Source organism: Clostridium lentum, from assembly GCF_014287815.1.
GTDB classification, from domain to species: Bacteria; Bacillota; Clostridia; order Clostridiales; family Clostridiaceae; genus Clostridium; species Clostridium lentum.
The window spans coordinates 1-18,926 of sequence record NZ_JACOOQ010000012.1 but is presented as its reverse complement, the minus strand read 5'-3'; the positions used below and the strand labels follow the sequence as shown (position 1 = coordinate 18,926).

14 protein-coding genes, 5 tRNA genes, 2 rRNA genes and 1 other annotated feature are annotated in these 18,926 nt (G+C 28.9%); of the genes, 1 reads left to right on the top strand and 20 read right to left on the bottom strand.

What is annotated here, in order from left to right; translation table 11 throughout:
* Window positions 1-4 precede the first annotated feature (4 nt).
* The 6 genes from addA to H8R92_RS08020 form a co-directional block, all read right to left on the bottom strand.
* Window positions 5-3,748: a helicase-exonuclease AddAB subunit AddA gene (gene addA / locus H8R92_RS08045; RefSeq protein WP_186835159.1), complete on the bottom strand. Its 3,744-nt coding sequence runs from the start codon at window positions 3,746-3,748 to the stop codon at window positions 5-7.
* On the bottom strand, window positions 3,735-7,172 hold the full coding sequence (addB, locus tag H8R92_RS08040) for a helicase-exonuclease AddAB subunit AddB (RefSeq protein WP_186835158.1): 3,438 nt from the start codon (window positions 7,170-7,172) through the stop codon (window positions 3,735-3,737). Before addB ends, addA begins: the two co-directional genes overlap by 14 nt.
* 3 nt (window positions 7,173-7,175) lie before the next feature.
* Window positions 7,176-7,700, bottom strand: coding sequence for a GNAT family N-acetyltransferase (locus H8R92_RS08035; RefSeq protein WP_022211234.1), 525 nt, complete (start codon window positions 7,698-7,700; stop codon window positions 7,176-7,178).
* A gap of 124 nt (window positions 7,701-7,824) precedes the next feature.
* Window positions 7,825-8,763 (bottom strand): ROK family protein, encoded by a 939-nt coding sequence (locus tag H8R92_RS08030; RefSeq protein ID WP_186835157.1) that lies wholly within the window; start codon window positions 8,761-8,763, stop codon window positions 7,825-7,827.
* 128 nt (window positions 8,764-8,891) lie between these two features.
* Window positions 8,892-8,982 (bottom strand) — tRNA-Ser (locus tag H8R92_RS08025).
* A 32-nt stretch (window positions 8,983-9,014) separates the two neighbouring features.
* Window positions 9,015-9,105, bottom strand: a tRNA-Ser gene (locus tag H8R92_RS08020).
* A 235-nt stretch (window positions 9,106-9,340) separates the two neighbouring features.
* Between H8R92_RS08020 and H8R92_RS08015 the strand changes: the two genes are divergently transcribed.
* Window positions 9,341-10,288, top strand: coding sequence for a methyl-accepting chemotaxis protein (locus H8R92_RS08015; RefSeq protein WP_186835156.1), 948 nt, complete (start codon window positions 9,341-9,343; stop codon window positions 10,286-10,288).
* A 198-nt stretch (window positions 10,289-10,486) separates the two neighbouring features.
* Here the strand turns inward: H8R92_RS08015 and H8R92_RS08010 are convergent.
* The 14 genes from H8R92_RS08010 to H8R92_RS07945 form a co-directional block, all read right to left on the bottom strand.
* Window positions 10,487-10,577, bottom strand: a tRNA-Ser gene (locus H8R92_RS08010).
* Between the two features lie 156 nt (window positions 10,578-10,733).
* A complete protein-coding gene (gene panD, locus H8R92_RS08005) occupies window positions 10,734-11,120 on the bottom strand; it encodes an aspartate 1-decarboxylase (RefSeq protein WP_022211231.1) in 387 nt (128 codons plus the stop codon).
* A gap of 17 nt (window positions 11,121-11,137) precedes the next feature.
* Window positions 11,138-11,983, bottom strand: coding sequence for a pantoate--beta-alanine ligase (gene panC / locus H8R92_RS08000; RefSeq protein WP_186835155.1), 846 nt, complete (start codon window positions 11,981-11,983; stop codon window positions 11,138-11,140).
* A gap of 14 nt (window positions 11,984-11,997) precedes the next feature.
* Window positions 11,998-12,825, bottom strand: a complete 828-nt coding sequence (panB, locus tag H8R92_RS07995) for a 3-methyl-2-oxobutanoate hydroxymethyltransferase (protein ID WP_022211229.1) — start codon at window positions 12,823-12,825, stop codon at window positions 11,998-12,000.
* A gap of 2 nt (window positions 12,826-12,827) precedes the next feature.
* The gene (locus H8R92_RS07990) at window positions 12,828-13,670 is read right to left on the bottom strand and encodes a Rossmann-like and DUF2520 domain-containing protein (RefSeq protein ID WP_186835154.1); all 843 of its coding nucleotides are present in this window, start codon (window positions 13,668-13,670) and stop codon (window positions 12,828-12,830) included.
* A 355-nt stretch (window positions 13,671-14,025) separates the two neighbouring features.
* Window positions 14,026-15,303, bottom strand: coding sequence for a serine--tRNA ligase (gene serS, locus H8R92_RS07985; protein WP_022211227.1), 1,278 nt, complete (start codon window positions 15,301-15,303; stop codon window positions 14,026-14,028).
* 57 nt (window positions 15,304-15,360) lie between these two features.
* Window positions 15,361-15,559 (bottom strand) — a binding site (T-box leader).
* A gap of 69 nt (window positions 15,560-15,628) precedes the next feature.
* Complete coding sequence (locus H8R92_RS07980; protein WP_022211226.1) at window positions 15,629-15,862, bottom strand: DUF1667 domain-containing protein; 234 nt, start codon at window positions 15,860-15,862, stop codon at window positions 15,629-15,631.
* Between the two features lie 11 nt (window positions 15,863-15,873).
* Complete coding sequence (locus tag H8R92_RS07975) at window positions 15,874-17,286, bottom strand: NAD(P)/FAD-dependent oxidoreductase (RefSeq protein WP_022211225.1); 1,413 nt, start codon at window positions 17,284-17,286, stop codon at window positions 15,874-15,876.
* A gap of 18 nt (window positions 17,287-17,304) precedes the next feature.
* Window positions 17,305-17,814 carry a transcription repressor NadR gene (locus H8R92_RS07970; RefSeq protein ID WP_022211224.1) on the bottom strand — a complete coding sequence of 170 codons (510 nt, stop codon included), beginning with the start codon at window positions 17,812-17,814 and terminating at the stop codon, window positions 17,305-17,307.
* A gap of 15 nt (window positions 17,815-17,829) precedes the next feature.
* Window positions 17,830-18,333, bottom strand: a complete 504-nt coding sequence (locus H8R92_RS07965) for an HDIG domain-containing metalloprotein (protein WP_022211223.1) — start codon at window positions 18,331-18,333, stop codon at window positions 17,830-17,832.
* 106 nt (window positions 18,334-18,439) lie between these two features.
* Window positions 18,440-18,515 (bottom strand) — tRNA-Ala (locus tag H8R92_RS07960).
* Window positions 18,516-18,518: 3 nt separating this feature from the next.
* Window positions 18,519-18,595 (bottom strand) — tRNA-Ile (locus tag H8R92_RS07955).
* Between the two features lie 8 nt (window positions 18,596-18,603).
* Window positions 18,604-18,720, bottom strand: a 5S ribosomal RNA gene (rrf, locus tag H8R92_RS07950).
* A 125-nt stretch (window positions 18,721-18,845) separates the two neighbouring features.
* Window positions 18,846-18,926 (bottom strand): 23S ribosomal RNA (locus H8R92_RS07945); the annotation flags it as partial.

Genomic DNA, 18,926 nt, shown 5'->3' with positions numbered 1-18,926 from the left:
TATTTTAAATTTCCAATACTACTTCTTTGTCTAAAGCAAATAAATAAAGATATATCTCTTTAACTCTACTTTCTGTGATTTTTTCTAAGGCCTCTTTATAATATTTCATTTGAATCTTATATCTTTCTATAATTTCTTCTTCATTTCCTTCTTCAAGATAATCTGTCTTATAATCAAATAATACTATCCCATCCTCTTCCTTAAAGAATCCATCTATTATTCCTTGTAATCTAATCTTTTCATTTTGATAGATTTCCTTATTAAGCTCTGGATTGATATTTAAACTGCTTATTTCCGTAAAGAAAGGTAATTCTCGATGAACCATTCTTCCTTCTTCATGAGCTTTTAATATTCTCTTTCCTAACTCACTTTTAAAGAAACTAAATATCTTTGTATATCTAATAACTTTTGCTTCTTTTTCTGTTAATGATTTATTTAAAACAAGCTCTTCAATTTGTTTTTTAATCTCAGATACGCTACCTACTCTGTCAAAATCTAATCTTAACATAACATAGTGCATAAGAGTTCCTTTTTCAGCTGCAGTAAATCCTTTTTCTTCTTGCAAGAATTTAGGCTTAATTATTTCCCTCTCTCTAAATACTTCTAAAGTTTCTGCTTCATCTTCATACTGAAAATCTTTACGTTTTAAATCTGATACAGATACGTTGCTTGGAAGTATTGAGCCTTCTTCGTATTTATATTTATATGATAATCTTCTCTTTATTTCTTTATCCACAGATATATTAGTAGCTGTTATATTTAAAGTGTTTTCTTCAATTTTATCCACAGGCTCTAAATTTTTATCCCCAAGAATATCTCCTTTTCTCCACAGGCAAACATCCCAATTAGAAAAATCATTCACAATAAGGTCTCTATATGCACCACATTGTTCCCTTAGTTCTTCCCCATGCCTATGTTTACAAATTGCCATGGCAATCCAGTCTAAATATGACTTTCCTTTTAATACTTCCGATGGCAATATTATATTTTCATCTAAGGATGCCGCACTTACCCAATTTTTTATAGATTTATCTAAGTTTCTTGTAGCACCAGTAATAATTAGCTTTTCCTTGGCTCTTGTAAAAGCAACATATAATATTCTCATTTCTTCTGATAATGTTTCAAGTCTTATCCTCTTCTTTATAGCTTCCTTAGCCAAAGTGCTATATGAATTTCTATTTTTTAAATTAACAAAGTCAGGACCAAATCCTAATTCTTCATGGAACAATATTGAACTATTTAAATCCATTAAATTAAATTGTTTTCCCATTCCACAAGTAAATACTATAGGGAATTCAAGCCCTTTGCTTTTGTGTATACTCATAATTCTTACAACATCTTCATGTTCCCCAAGAATCTTTGCACTACCCATATCACCTGAAGATTTTCGTAGCTTATTAATAAAAGTTATAAAATTGAATAATCCCTTAAAACTAGTGCTTTCATATTGCTTAGCACGCTGGAATAATATCTTTAAATTAGCCTGTCTTAATGTTCCATTAGGCATTGCTCCCACATATCCATAATAAGCAGTATCCATATATAAGTACCATATAAATTCATCTATTGGTGTATATATTGTTTTATTTCTCCACTTATCTAAATCACTGATAACCTTGTTACATTTTGCTTTTAAAGTATCACTTACTTCATATTCATCATCATAAATATCTTTGATAATTTCATAAAAATATCTTTCCTTATTAAGTAATCTTATTTCACTAAGTTCTTCTGCTGTGAAGCCCATTATTGGCGATTTAAGCACAGCTATCATAGGAACATCTTGTAATGGATTATCAATGATTTTTAATAAAGACATAATTGTCCTTATTTCTATTGATTCAAAATATCCACTACCTGTATCAGCATAAACAGGAATTCCTTCAGCGCCTAACTCATCAAGAAATATTTCCGACCAATTTTTTGTTGCTCTTAAAAGAATCACTATATCTTTATATTTAACATCTCTATATGCTTTTGTTTCCTTATCAAATACCTTGAACCTTTTACCATCTTTAGTTTCAAATAATTCTTTTATTCTCTTACTTACTAGTTTAGCTTCTAAAGAAATAGCATCTACTACTTCCTCTTCTTCTGATTCTTGTAGTTCTTCCTCTACCCCTTCTTCAGCTTCATTACCAGACTTATCAATCATATGAAGTTCAATATTTCCGCCTACTTCAGAATCTTCATCATTGTTTTCCAGGAAAGCAGCACCTAAATGTAATGCCTCATCATCTGTATATTCCAATTCTCCAACAACATTAGACATTACCATTTTAAATATAAAGTTAACACCTCTTAAAACTTCATCTCTACTTCTAAAATTCTTATAAAGCTGTATCTTTCTTTCTCTTCCTGCTGAAACTAAAGGATATCTATTATATTTATCTAAAAATAGTTCTGGTTTTGCCTGTCTAAATCTATAAATGCTTTGCTTTACATCACCAACCATAAACACATTAGGATTATCACCATTTTTTCTTGATACAAGGTCAATAATTGTTTCTTGTACATTGTTAGAATCTTGATACTCATCTACTAGTACTTCATCAAAAAATTCTTTAAAATGCTCTGCCACAGATGAAGGTATTATATTATTATTCTCATCTCTATCAATAAGTATCTTTAAACATAAATGTTCTAAATCATTAAAATCTAATAGATTTTTTTCTCTTTTCTTTTCATTAAATTTATTTAAGCAATCTAAAGTTATTCTTGATAATTCCTTCATATAAGGATATACATCTTTTATTCCTTGTAAACTCTCTTCTGGTGTAATGGTAAAACTATCTTCTGTTAATGACTTTATCTTTTTCTTTACAGCATCTCTGATGGATTTTACAGTTTCTTGAGCATTTTCATCAGCAACAGCACTTTTTCTTACAGTCTTTAATTTAGTAAATACTACGCCATTTAAAGCTGCATATATCTCTGCTAAACCATGATTTAAAGATTCATAGACATTTTTTAAACATTCTAAATCTCCTCTAAAAGTATCTAAATATGCTTCTAGCCCTTCTGTATCATTGATTATTTCAATGGCTTTATGATACATATTGATAAATCCTTTAACTTCTACCCTTATATTATCCTTTAATATTTCCACCCATTTTGTCTTATCTAATTCTTCTAAGGTATTTATATTAAATTCCTCTGCTTTTTCAATAAGCCACCTTTCTGGCCATGGTCCACTCATGGAGAATTTATAAAGATTTAAAATAATATCTTTTAACTTTTCATCATCTTTTGCACTGCTATATGCTTCCACTAATTCTTTAAAATACTGATTATCTTCTTCATAAAGTTCTTCAAAAATATCTTCAATTATTTCATTCTTCATCAGAGTTATTTCTGTTTCATCTGCAATTCTAAAGGAAGGATCTAAATCTATAGTATAAAAATAATTTTTTATTACATCTAAGCAAAATGAGTGCATTGTAGTTATATTGGCCCTGCTTAAAAGAGTAAGCTGCTTTTGTAGATTCTTAGAATTTGGATTCTTCTCCAAAGCTTTTGATATAGCTGCTGCTATTCTTTCTCTCATTTCTGCAGCTGCAGCTGAAGTAAATGTAACAACTAATAATTTATCTATATCTACTGGATTTTCTTCATTAGTTATTATCTTTATTATTCTTTCAACAAGTACTGCAGTTTTTCCTGAACCAGCAGCTGCTGCCACTAAAAGGTTACATCTTCTTGTATCTATTGCCTGCTGCTGCTCATCTGTCCATTTAGTTTCCGACATTATTATCCTCCTTTTGATATTCAACTCTATTTTTCATACACTCCCATATTTCTTCTTTATCTTTATTTAGGAGCACTTTATATTTATTATCTCTTATGGATGTATCAAACTGACATATTGATGAATAGTCACAATAATCACAATAAGTTACCTTTAATGACTTTGTAGGCTCAATCTTTATCTGACCACTAAGCATTTCATCACATAATTCAACCATCTTATCATTAACATATTTTCTTAATATCTCAAATTGTTCTTCTGTTACTACAGAACTTGTGCTAGAAAAATCACCATCTTTTTTAAAGGCAGCAGGTATTATAAGTGAATAAGTCTCCATATCTTTATCCATTGCCTTAACTAACTTTGCATCCTTTAATAAAAGCCCATTCATCTTTAATTTCTTTAATACCTCATCTTTTATTTCATCATCTTCTAAGGCCTTCTTAGACTTTATTATTGGGTCATCAATTTTAAAGTATAATATTGCTCCTGGCATACATTGTTCATGTAAGATATGTTGTGAATTTTTAAGTATGGCATCTAAATAAACTAATAACTGTATCTGCAATCCATAATATAATTCATTTAAATCGAAAGTTTTAGAACCTGATTTATAATCAACTATTCTAATATAGGTTTCACCATCAATTACTGCCTTATCAATTCTATCTACTCTTCCTTTAAGATATACTTTCTCCTTTGATGGTAACTCTAATGTTATAGGTTCAGAATCTTTAAAGTCACCAAAATCAAATTCACTTTTAAATATATCAAATTCTCCTTTTTTCATTTGTTCAGATATTACCACCACAGATTTAGTTATTATTCTTTTAAATCTACCAGCAAAATATTGATACTTTTTACTACTATTTAATATAGAATTTTCTTCATTCTTAAGCTTAGTATCCACTAATTCATTAACAATTTGTGCACATTTATTTTTATCTAAATCAATCCAAGCTATATTTTCTTTCTTTATTTTGTTAGTGAATTTATCTAATATATCATGCATAAATGCTCCTAAATCTGGTGCTGTAAACTCATATATCTTTCTATCTTTTGCCTTAAGTCCATACTGTATATAATAGCTAAAAGGACATTGTGCATATTTTTCTAATCTTGATACACTAAACATAAATCGTCCATTATCATCAGCATATAATTTTTTAATTAAATCCCTTGGTATATTTTCCAATAAATTTGAATAAGTAAGCCCCTTAAATATCACATCCGATTTCAATTTAAATTCTTCACTTTCTTCAAACCATTTATATGCTTGCACCCAGTAATCCTCAATTTCCTCTTTTTCAAATTCACGTCTCATGGCAGTTACCATTTCATTAAAAGTAGGTATTGGTGCAGTTATCTTATTAAACTTATCTTCTTTAATATTTATATTATATATTTCACTTTCTTCCTGTAGATTTCTAAATATCTTTTTCATTCTTGGTATGATTATTGAAGGTCTTAGCGATTTTCCTTCAAAATCTGCCATTGGATAAGTTATCATAAGATATTCTGATGCAATAGTTAAGGCAGTATACACCATAAATTGTTCTTCAAAAATTCTACTTCTAGTATCTGAAGCTATTTCTATACCTAATTCTTTTAATTCAATTCTATCTTCATCAGAAAGTATTCCTTCATTTTTATTAGCTGACGGTAGTACTCCATCATTAGCTCCTACTATATATAATGCTTTTACTTCACGTCCTTTTATTCTTGCAATATCTCCTACATTTACTTGATCTAAAGACATAGGTATTACACCTACTTCATGTTCTTCAAAACCTGAGCTAAGAATTCTAGCAAAAGTTTTTATATCTGTTACTTCATCACCTAATACTTCAACTGCTTGATCTAATATATCCATAACAATTTGAGGCACCTGACTATATTCCTTTACCTTATCCTGTAAACCAATTTTTTCAAATTCATCAATCCATTCATCTATGGTTTCTAGAGCATTTATTTCCACAAGCAATTCGTATATGGCTATACAGTATTCTTTTACTGAATTTTCATTGCCAACTTTTCTATATAAATTAATTATTGGTTTTCTTATTTCCTCCATTATCTCGGCAATTTCTATTTCATCTTTACTTGGCTCTTCAATTTCTTTTAATAACTCACTAGTCCATCTATAACCCCTTATACCATTAAGTAGTATATGATTTTCTAACTTATCAATAAATTCTCTATCTAATTTGATTAGTCCACTCTTAACATACTTAAATACACTTTCATATGACCAATTAGATATTAATATTTCTAAAGTTGATAAAATTAACACCACTAAAGGATTACTTAATATTTCTCTTTTTTTATCTAAAAATACAGGAATGTTATATTCATTAAAAATAACGCTAGTTATCTTATCATAACTATCGATATCCCTACATACAACAGCTATATCCTTATATCTATAATTTTTATCTCTTACTAACCTTACTATATCCTGAGCAACCCATTCCATTTCACTATAGCTATTATTAGCTTTATATAACCTTATATCCTTAACTTTTCCCTTATATGTTTTAAATGGATAAGTAAATAAATGTTTTTCTATATGAGCAAGTTCCTCACTTTGTTTAAATCTATATGGAATGTCTTTATTTAAATTAATAGGTTTTTCATAAGGAATATTATTTTCCTCCATTAACTTTAAAATCTTATATTCTGTATTCTTAATGGCATCAAATATATCTGTTTCTTCATCATTTTTACCTTCACTACATAAAGTTATATTGACTCTCTTACATCTCTTAGCCAAAATCTTTATTATTTCCATCTGCTGAGGAGTAAAGGTTGTAAATTCATCAATCCATATTTCTGCGTCTCTATACATTTGGCTTTCTTTTAATTTTTCTGCTAAAAGTGATAATACATCTTCTGAATCTATATAATTCTTATGTAAATTATCATTAAATTTATGATAAATAAAAGACAAATCTTTGATTTTATCCTTTAACTCACCTTCATTTAATTCTTCTTTTTTATTTATTAAAATTTCCTCTGCAATATTGTACTTTTTAAACTCTGTTATTGTCTTTGATACCACTCCTACAAATCCTTGCTTTCTACTTATCTTATTAAAGTAATGCAAATCATCCATATTTTCCTTTAATAATTTATAAATAAGCATGTTTTTTCCTGAATCTTCAATTATATTTTCTGTACGTCCACCAACTCTATCAAAAACTCTGTTTGCCATTCTCTTAAAGCTTAATACCTCTGCCCTAAGAAGTGATTTTTCACCTGTATGCTCTAATAGCTTCTTTTCGCTTTGAAATGTATACTGATCTGGTACTAATAATATAAGTTTATTATCCTTATCACATTCCCTTATTTTTTTATCTATAGATTTTAAGCAAAATTCACTTTTTCCTGAACCAGCTCTACCAAAAATAAATCTTATGCCCATTTCTTACTCCTTTTTTTTATATTCTTCTTCCAATATGCCCATTAAAACAGTATCTAAATATATTCCTTTAAAATAATATTTCTGTCTCCTTTTTCCCTCTTCAATAAATCCACATTTCTTATAGCAATTAATTGCTGCTATATTATCCTCAACTACTTCTAATTCTACCTTATGAGCTTTTTTATTTTTAAAGAGATATCTAAGCATGGCTTTAATGCTATTTTCGCCATACCCCATTCTCCAATATTTTCTTCCTATGCATATGCCTATATAATATACATCACTAACATAATTAGATTTTCTATATGATATTATTCCCACCATAATTCCTTTAGTATTTACTATGGCATAATTCTTCTTTGATCTCATTTGAAAATATTTATAATTTTCCTTTATATATTCTTTCGATGCAAAGGAAGTATATCCACCATCATATTTTAATACATCGTCATTTACACATAATTCATAAGCTCTATCTATATCTTCCTTAACTACTTCCCTTAAATATAACCCTTTACCATATATCATTTTAACATCCCCTCATAGCTCTCTTTTCCTCATTTAATAATACTCGTTATGATAATTATGTACAAAAAAATTGCTCTAAAACAGTTATTAATTGTCTTAAAGCAATTTTTTTATATAATTATATCTATTCCATTATAGCTAAAGCTGCAGCTCCTAAAACTCCTGCTTGTCCACCTAATTTGGCTTTTTCTATTGAGCATGAATCAACAAATACTTTCATACATCTTTTAGCTACTTCTTCTTTAATAGCTTCTAAAACAATGTCTCCACCATTTATTACGCCTCCACCAATAACAACTTTTTCTGGATCAAAGCTTGTAATAACATTAGCTACTGTAATTCCTAAATAAGTTAATGACGTATTTAAAATTTCCTTTGCTACCCTATCACCTTTAGCAGCTTCTATAAATACTTCTTTTGATGTTACATCATCATAATTTTTTAATGATGTTTCCGCATTTGAGTTAACAGCTTCTTTAGCTCTTTTTCCTATGGCAGTTCCTGATGCTAAGCTTTCTGCACACCCTAAATTTCCACATCCACATCTTGTTCTTTCTTGAGATATTGTAGTATGACCGATTTCTAAAGCATTTCCTGTACTTCCTCTAAATATTTTACCATTAAGTATAGCACCTCCACCAATACCAGTACTTACAGTCATATAAATCATATTTTCAGTACCTTTTCCAGCTCCAAATCTATACTCTCCTAATGTTGCAACATTTGCATCGTTATCTAAGTAAGTTGGTAAATCATATTTTGCTCTTATTTTTCCTACTAATTCGAAGTTTTCAAATGGAAGATTTGGCGATTCCATTACAATTCCTTCTTTTAAATCTAAAGCACCTGGAGCACCAATTCCTATAGCCTTTATTAATTCTTTATCAATTCCCTCTATTACATAGTCAATTGTATCCATCATTCTATTAATAACAGCTTCTTCGCCTTCAAAAGCTAACGTTTCTACAACTTTTTCTTTTATTATAGTTCCATCTAAGTCTACTAAAGCTGTGTATATCTTAGTTCCACCTAAATCTAAACCTACAACATATTTTTTTGACATAATAAATCTCTCCTTTTCACCTGATAGCACCACATGAAAAGTATAACATTTACTGTTAATATTTACAATTATAAACTTGCGTATTCTTAAACAACAAAAAAGACATCTAAATAATATTAGATGTCTTATGGCGGAGAAACCGGGATTTGAACCCGGGCGCCAGTTGCCCGACCTACGCCCTTAGCAGGGGCGCCTCTTCAGCCACTTGAGTATTTCTCCATGTGCCTTCATACTTTAATTTTAAAGTTATGTGGCGGAGAGAGTGGGATTCGAACCCACGGTACGCTCACACGCACGCCGGTTTTCAAGACCGGTGCCTTAAACCAACTCGACCATCTCTCCTCGACAATGATTATTATATCAGCCACTCCATATAAGTGTCAACACTTTTTTTTAAATTTTTTTCTTTTTTTTAAAATGTGATTTTTACTGAGCTTTTATCCCTTTTTTCCTTCCTTAATTTACTATTAATAAAATTAAATTTCTTATAATTATAAACTTTAATGTATTTTTCTCCGATTATTTAATATAAGACGTTCAATATAATAATTTAAATAAATATTACTGGAGGTATATTATGTTATTTTCAAGGAAAAAAACAGCCCCTACAACAGATACTGTTAAAATTACTACGGAAGCTCAAATAAAAGAAACTCCTTCAAAATCAGATACTGTTATTGAAGTTATAAAAGCAACAACAAAATCATTATCTGAAACTATTGATAAACATAATGAAATTAATAGAGAACACTTAGCATTACAAAATATAGTAAATACTGCTAATAAACAAATTAATGAAATAGAATCATTAGGTAATACTATGAGTAACCTAGCTGAAACTATCAATATTAATACAACTTCTCTTTTAGAAAGTACTAATATTGCTGTTGATAAATCAAAGGATAGCAAAAATGCTATTTCTGATATCGTAACAATAATTGAAACTCTTCAAAAGCAAAATGAAGAAACATATAAAAGTATTAAAGAATTGGTGAATAGTTACAATGAAATAAGCAATATTACTAATATAATTAACAATATTGCCAACCAAACTAACCTTCTTGCTTTAAATGCTGCCATTGAAGCTGCTAGAGCTGGTGAACATGGAAAAGGATTTGCTGTTGTTGCTGATGAAATAAGAAAGCTTGCTGAAATTACTAAACAAAACACTACAGATATATCTAATTTAATTAGTGGAATTAAAACTGAAACAGATGCTGTTCTTAAAAATTCTGAAACAAGCAATGATGTAGTTGAAAAAGGTGTTAATATAACAATTAATGCTTCTAAAACTTTAGATGAATCTCTAGAAAATATTCTATTAACAGATTCTAATGTACATAGACTTATTTCAACACTTAATGAGCAATCTATTAATTTAAATAAATCTAATGAAATAGGTATTTCCGTAAGCTCTAAAATAAAGAATATCAATGAAAGCTTAGTTTCAAATATAAATAAATCAGAAATATTAGAGAAACAATTAAACAAAATTATTAAAGATGTAAACTCTTCTTTAAAATAAATATAATATTAAAAGATAAAAGCAGCTATAATAGCTACTTTTATCTTTTTTGTAATTATTTGAATATAAATAGTATGTTATATTAATTTTCCTATTCTAAAGGCTTACACTGAAAAAATTAACATAACTACTAGCATTAATGTATAGACCCTAGCTTCTCATACATTAAAAAAAGCAATTAACTTCAGTTAATTGCTTTGGCGGAGAGAGTGGGATTCGAACCCACGGTACGCTCACACGCACGCCGGTTTTCAAGACCGGTGCCTTAAACCAACTCGACCATCTCTCCTCGGAACGTTTTTTATTATATCAGCATGTAATATATTATGTCAACACTTTTTCAAAAAAATTTTTTTAATTAATTTTATACATAAAAAATGATGAATTTAGAATAAAAACATTATTCTAAATTCATCATATTGTCTAAAGATATTTTAATATTTTATTATTCAGAAAGTTGTCCATGTTTTTCATAATTAGTAATTCTACTAATTTTATTTTCTTCATTTACAAAGACAACCTTTGGTTTATGATTCTTTACCTCTTCTGTATCTAAATCACAATAAGCCATTAATATTATTTTATCTCCAACTTGTACACATCTTGCAGCTGCTCCATTTAAACAAATCATTCCTGTTCCTCTTTCACCTGCTATAGTGTATGTCTCAAATCTAGCCCCATTATCTATATCTACAATATGCACCTTTTCATACTCATATATTCCAGCTGCATCTAATAAATCCTTATCAACTGTAATACTTCCCACGTAGTTTAATTCAGCTTGTACTACTGTTGCTCTGTGTATCTTACCCTTTAACATATTCACTTTCATTGTTTTTTCTCCCCTTGCTATAATTCATATGTGAAATTATCTATTAATCTTGTTTTACCTATAAATACTGCTATTGCAACTAATATAGATTTGCTTATTTCTTTAACTTCTTCTAATGAATTACTGTCTACTATTTCTATATAATCAATTTTAGCTAATTTTTCAGATTTAATATTATTTTCTATAACTTCAATTATATTAACTGCATTTCTTTCCCCACTTTGAATTTTTTCCTTAGCTAACTTTAATGACTTATTTAAAATAGTAGCTGCTTTTCTTTCCTCTAATGATAAATAAGTATTTCTTGAACTTTTAGCTAGACCATCCTCTTCCCTTATAATAGGACATCCTATTATTTCAATATCAATATTTAAATCTCTAACCATCCTTTTAATTACAGCTAATTGTTGTGCATCCTTTTCTCCAAAATATGCTCTATCTGAAGCAACTATATTAAATAACTTAGTTACAACAGTACATACTCCCCTAAAATGTATAGGCCTGCTTTTACCACATAACCCTTTTGTTAATCCATTCATATCTACAAATGTAGAAAAATCATTAAAATACATTTCCTCATTTTCAGGATGGAATATAAGATCAGCACCAGCCTTTTCACATACTTCACTATCTCTTTTTAAATCCCTTGGATAGCTTGCTAAATCTTCTTTTGGTCCAAATTGCATAGGATTTACAAATATACTTACAACTACTTTATCATTTTCTTCATAAGCCCTTTTTATAAGGCTTTCATGACCTTCATGTAAATATCCCATAGTTGGAACAAAGCCCACTGTTAACCCTTGCTTCTTCCATTCCTTTACTTGGTTTCTTACATCATTTATTTTTCCTACAATTCTCATTTTTTCTTCCCCTTTTAATATAACTTTTCAATTACTTCATCACTTATTTTAAAAGAATGTTCTTCTGCTGGAAAAACTCCATCTTTAACCTCTTCAATATATTTTCTAAATGCTATATTCATTTTTTCACCTAAATTTTCATATTTTTTAACAAACTTAGGTGTAAAATCGCTAAATAATCCTAACATATCTTGATAAACAAGGATTTGACCATCACAATTTACTCCTGCTCCTATTCCTATTGTTGGAATGGATAATTTTTCACTTATTATTGCTGCTAATTTAGCTGGAACACATTCTAATACAACTGCAAAAGCTCCTGCCTTTTCTATTGCTAAAGCTTCCTCAATAAGTTTTTTAGCTGCTTCTTCATCCTTTCCTTGAACTTTAAATCCACCAAATGCATTAACTGATTGTGGCGTTAATCCAATATGCCCCATAACAGGTATTGATGCTTTTACTATTGCTTCTATTTTGTCACAAACTTCAATTCCACCTTCTAATTTAACTGCTTGTGCTCGTCCTTCTTTAATTAGTCTTCCTGCATTAACTACAGCATCATAAACGCATGTCTGATAAGACATAAAAGGCATATCTGCAATCACTAAAGTATTTTTAGCACCTCTAGTTACTGCACTAGTATGATGTATCATATCTTCCATTGTAACTGATAAGGTATCTTCATACCCTAAACAAACCATTCCTAAAGAATCCCCTACTAAAATTCCATTTATCTCTGCTTCATCAATTATTTTTGCTGTTGAATAATCATATGCCGTAAGCATAGAAAGTTTCTCATTTTTTTGTTTAGCTTCTTTAAAAGTAACTACTGTATTTTTCATAATCATTCTCCCAAATATTCTTCTAAATTTTTATAATCCCTATTTAAGTTTTTTACTTTTGCTATTTTTAATATATTTCTTGATAATAATCTATATAATTCCTTATCCTCTTCTCTCAAAACATTTAAATGATTAATAACAGTAACTAAATCACCTCTTTCTACTGGTCCTGTTAAGCTATCAATAACCCCTTTCTCCTTAATGTTCTTTAAATTAAATTCTATTAATGGATAAAGTGCTTTCATAGCTGTTTCTTTTGTAAATCCACAATCTTCAAGATAATTAAGTGCATTGTTAATTAACCCTAATATAAGATTGCTAACTGTTACTGATGCAGCATGATAAAGTGATTTATTTTCCTTTGAAATAATCGCTACATCATTTCCTAAACTAGAAAAAAGATGCTTAAAATATTCAATATGTTTATTGTGTCCTTCAATTGTAATAAATGCTTGAGATAAATTTTTGTAAGAATTATATTTGTCTGAAATAGCAAACATTGGGTGAATAGAATAACCATAGGCACCATGATTATTTATATTTGAAAAGATTTCTGAAGAAATAGAGCCACTACAATGACATATCAATTTATCTTTGATTGATAACCTATTAATTTTATTCCAAACTCCTTGTATTTCACTATCAGGTGTTGTAATAAATATAGCATCACTATCTTCAATTAACATTTCTAAGTTGTCATATTTTTTGGTACCTGTAAAGATTGCAGCTTCTTTAGCTGAATGCTTGCTCTTACTATAGTACCCATTTAAGTCTATATTATTTTCTTTTAGATATTTTCCTAAGGAAAAGCCAACCTTTCCTGCTCCAATAAATCCAAATTTCATAATTATCACCCCCTAAAAGAGCATGATAGTAATTAGTCTCATTCAAAATTGATATGAGCTATTTCTTTTAATCTTTAAATTTTCAAATATATAAGGTGCGGTTTAATTAAAATACCACCCGTATTAAATCTATCATATTTCTAAAATTTGTCAATATTTATTGTATGATACTTAATTTCTATTTTATTAAATATAAAATCCACTGGTATAACTAACTTTAATTTCTTTTATGCATAAAAAAGGGGGCTGTCGCACTAAAGCTTTTATACACAATATATTGTTTTAAAAAATAAAAATTAAACAATATATTGTAGTATTTATTCTTAATGCTACATCCCTCTTTATATTACTTTTATTATCTTATTACTTCTTTTCCACCCATGTAAGGTCTTAATGCTTCTGGAATATTTATTGATCCATCTTCATTTAAGTTATTTTCTAAAAATGAAATTAACATTCTTGGTGGAGCAACAACTGTGTTATTTAAAGTATGTGCAAAGTACTTTCCTTTTTCTCCATTTACACGAATCTTCAATCTTCTAGCTTGTGCATCACCTAAATTAGAACAACTTCCAACTTCAAAGTATTTCTTTTGTCTTGGAGACCATGCTTCTACGTCTATAGATTTAACCTTAAGATCTGCTAAATCTCCTGAACAACATTCTAATGTTCTAACTGGGATATCTAATGAACGGAATAAATCTACTGTATTCTTCCATAACTTATCAAACCATTCTTTACTTTCTTCTGGCTTACAAACAACTATCATTTCTTGTTTTTCAAATTGATGAATTCTATAAACTCCTCTTTCTTCAATTCCATGAGCACCCTTTTCTTTTCTGAAACATGGTGAATAACTAGTTAAAGTTTGAGGAAGATTTTCTTCTTTTATTATAGTATCAATGAACTTACCAATCATAGAATGTTCACTAGTTCCTATTAAATATAAATCTTCACCTTCTATTTTATACATCATTGATTCCATTTCAGCAAAGCTCATAACACCTGTAACAACTTCGCTACGAATCATAAATGGAGGTATACAATATGTAAATCCTCTATCAATCATGAAATCTCTTGCATAAGAAAGTATTCCTGATTGTAATCTAGCAATATCTCCCATTAAATAATAAAATCCATTACCAGCTACTTTTCTAGCACTATCTAAATCTATACCATTTAATTTTTCCATTATTTCTGTGTGATAAGGTATTTCAAATTCTGGAACTACTGGTTCACCAAACTTTTCAACTTCTACATTTTCACTATCATCTTTTCCTATTGGAACACTTGGATCTATGATGTTAGGAAGAACTAACATAATTTTTCTTATTTTTTCTTGAAGTTCAGTTTCTTTAATTTCTAATTCTGCAAGAGCAGTAGCTTGAGCATTAACTTTATTCTTTAATTCTTCAGCCTCTTCTCTTTTTCCTTGAGCCATTAATGCTCCAATTTGTTTTGAAAGTGTCTTTCTGTTTGATCTTAAAGCATCAGCTTCTTGTTGTGCTTTTCTATTTTCAACATCTAATGCGATTACTTCATCAACTAAAGGAAGCTTTTGATCTTGAAACTTATTTTTAATGTTTTCTTTAACTATCTCTGGATTTTCTCTTACAAATTTTAAATCTAGCATAATATCCTCCATATTTATAATAAATTTTTTAATAAAAAAAGAGCCTTCTACTCCCTATAAAGGGACGAAAGACTCCGTGTTACCACCCTAATTGATAATAAGTAACTTATTATCCACTCATATATTTTAACGACAATGCCGTACTGCTCATCACAGTCCCTCCAAGGTGGATTCATAAAATAATCATATTAGTTCTCACCAACCACTAACTCTCTGAAATTACTTATTTTATTACTAGCCTTTTCAACGGTTTAATTTAATATATTATTATCTTTAATATATTATAATAATATATGTTCTGTCAATATATTTCCATATATTAACTTTATTTTGATAAAATATCTTTTGTACAAATTATATCTAAGCCTGTATTCAATATATTTTTACATATTATACTTCCCTTTTTAATAGGAACACTTACATAAAGCCTACTGATGACTTTTGATAACTGTATCCATTTGCTTTTTTCTACTTCTGCACTACTTTTCACCGGAATAACCTTATATCTTTCACTACCTTTTACTCTGACTACTGAAGTGAATATCTCTTTATTATCCATACTTTCCCCTTCTATATATCTTTAAACTCTTTTATTCTACTATATATTATTTTTGAATTTTTTGAATCATCTACTATATCAGTTATCTTTTTATCTAATTCTCTTGCTAATATGCTTATTATCTTTTCATTGCAATATGAACCATGACAATTACCAAAACCTGCACCAGTTCTTCTTTTTACACCTTTTACAGTTCTAGCACCCAAAGGTCTTCTGATACAATCCACAATTTCACCTTCACTTACATTGTTGCAGTTGCATATTATCTTTCCATATCTTCCATCAACCTTAATAGCTTCATTTAATTCTTCTCTATTCATTTGTCTTAATCTATAAAAATCTCTTCTTTTATCAATGAAATTTTTCTTTAATGTACAATTTAAATTATTAGTAAGAGTATCACATATCATCTTTGCTAAAGCTGGTGCTAATGTTATCTTACCATAATGAGTTCCTATTATACTTATATATCCTTTATCTATCTCACTATCATCTACAACTATTGAATCCTTATCATAGCTCTCTCTAAATAAATTATTTATAATACTCTTATTTAAGTCCTTCAGCATTACTCCAACATAGCTTAGATTATCTTCTAAACTAGTTTTTTCACTACTTTTTACACCAATTAAAGAACCTCCATTAATAACTGGTGTAGAAACAACAAAAGTATCCTTATCAAAGGTCTGTGTTACAACATTATTTAATTTATTTTTATATTTATCATCAACTAATATATATGACATATTCTTAAAGCTATCTTCTTCCGCTTCAGAAATCTTTTCTTTGACAACACCTTTTTCATTTATATATATTTCATCTGCAATAGTATTTATAACTACTTTACAAGTGAATTTATTTCTATTGGTAGCTACTCTAAATCCCTTATTTATTTTTTCTATATTTAAAACTTCTTCTTCTAATCTAAAGTTAACACCATTTTCTGATGCTACTTCTGCATAAGCAATAGCCAAATCATATGGTGCTACAATTGCAACATTTTTTGAGTATAGTCCTTTTTTTATATCAGTATTTATATTAGGCTCTATCTTTTTAACTTCATCACCATTAATTAGGCATATATCATCAATACCTCTCTTAACAGCTCTATCATACATTTCTTTTAGCTTAAGTACGCCATTATCATCATTTACTACTCTCAATGCTCCAATTCTTTTAAAAGGAACATTAAATCTACTACATAAATTCTCTAATAAAGTGTTTCCAATATACTCTAGGCCTGACATAACATTATTAGATGTCTCTGATCCATCATAAACTATAGCAGTATTAACAAAAGATATATCATCTGCTATATCATATTCCTTTTCTATTACTGCTATATTTAAATTATATTTGGATAATTCATATGCTGCAGCACAACCTATGATTCCTCCTCCTAATACTAAAACATCATAATCCATATTTTAATTTCCCCTATTCTATAAAATAAATCCCTTTTCACTTAATTCACTCTTTATAAGTTCCATATTTTCTTCTGAATCTGCTGATATGGTATGAAGGTGAACTCCATTAGTTAATGCTGATAGTGGTTTTGCATCTATTTTTTCAAAATAGCCTGTAAATTTATTTAAATCATTAAGATTCTTTATTTTTAATATACCTCTTATTTCTCCATATAAAGGATGTTCAACAATTACATCTTCTATTATTCCACCATACTTTACAATTATCTCTAATTCATTTTCCATTTCATCTTCAGTATGATTTACTGCTATAACTGACTTTATTCTATTATCTAAATTATCATTTATCATATATCCATCAGGCGTTGCTATAATATTTTTACCTGCTGCCCTTAAGATTGCTATATCTTTTACTATTACTTGCCTCGTAACATTAAAATATATTGCTAATTCAGAGCCTTTTATAGCTTTCTTTTCTTTAACTAGATTCCTTATTATTTCCTCTCTTCTTTCGTTAGCTGTCATTGCTCCACCTCAAAACTAGTTCTTATTATCACTTTCTCTTATTATATCTAGCAATTTATTATTACCAGAAAATTTATCATTATGATGAAATTCTATTGCTTCTAAAAATTCCTTATCATATTTATTATATTCTTTTAATAATGTTGCTCCCTTTTCTCCATGATTATAATAGATATCTATATTTTTTATATTATCTAATCTTCGTAACTTTCCATTAGTTATCTTATTTAAAATAACTAATATAGATTTTTCAAATATATTTAAACTATGTTCTCCTTTACCTATATCATGAAGTAATGAAATCTTCCCAATTATTTTATCATCTATTTTAATATTTTTTTCTTTTGATATATTTATTGCATCTTTACATACCCTTATACTATGATGCTTCTCATTATGTTTTAATTTATTAAATAATTCTTTTTCTTTAGAGTCTAAAAATTTATCTACATATTTATAATCTATTTCCTTAAAGTTAGACCCTATTGCCCATAAAAATTGTTTAACTCTATATAACATATATATTTCCTCTTTATGTTTGCTTTTAATTTAATAATAACATTAAATATTTACTAAATAAATATTTATATAACAAAAAAAGTTACGATATAAATCGTAACTTTTATGGTGGAGATAAAGAGATTCGAACTCTTGACCCCCTGCGTGCAAGGCAGGTGCTCTCCCAACTGAGCTATACCCCCGTATGGTGGACCTTCAGGGACTCGAACCCCGGACCTACCGGTTATGAGCCGGTTGCTCTAACCAACTGAGCTAAAGATCCTAGTTGGAACCTGGCAACGTTCTACTCTTCCACACAGTTCCCCGTGCAGTACCATCGACGCTGTAGAGCTTAACTTTCCTGTTCGGAATGGGAAGGAGTGTTTCCTCTACGCCATCATCACCAGATGCTATGATTCTCCAAATCTTCGATTTGGCTAAGAATCTTGTACTCCTCGACTCTTCAGAGCGAGTTTTCTTTTTCAAAGAAGCTTGTTCTCTGAAAATTGCATATAAATGATAATCTATTTTTATTGGTCAAGCCCTCGACCTATTAGTATCAGTCAGCTAAATATGTTACCACACTTACACCTCTGACCTATCAACCTCGTGTT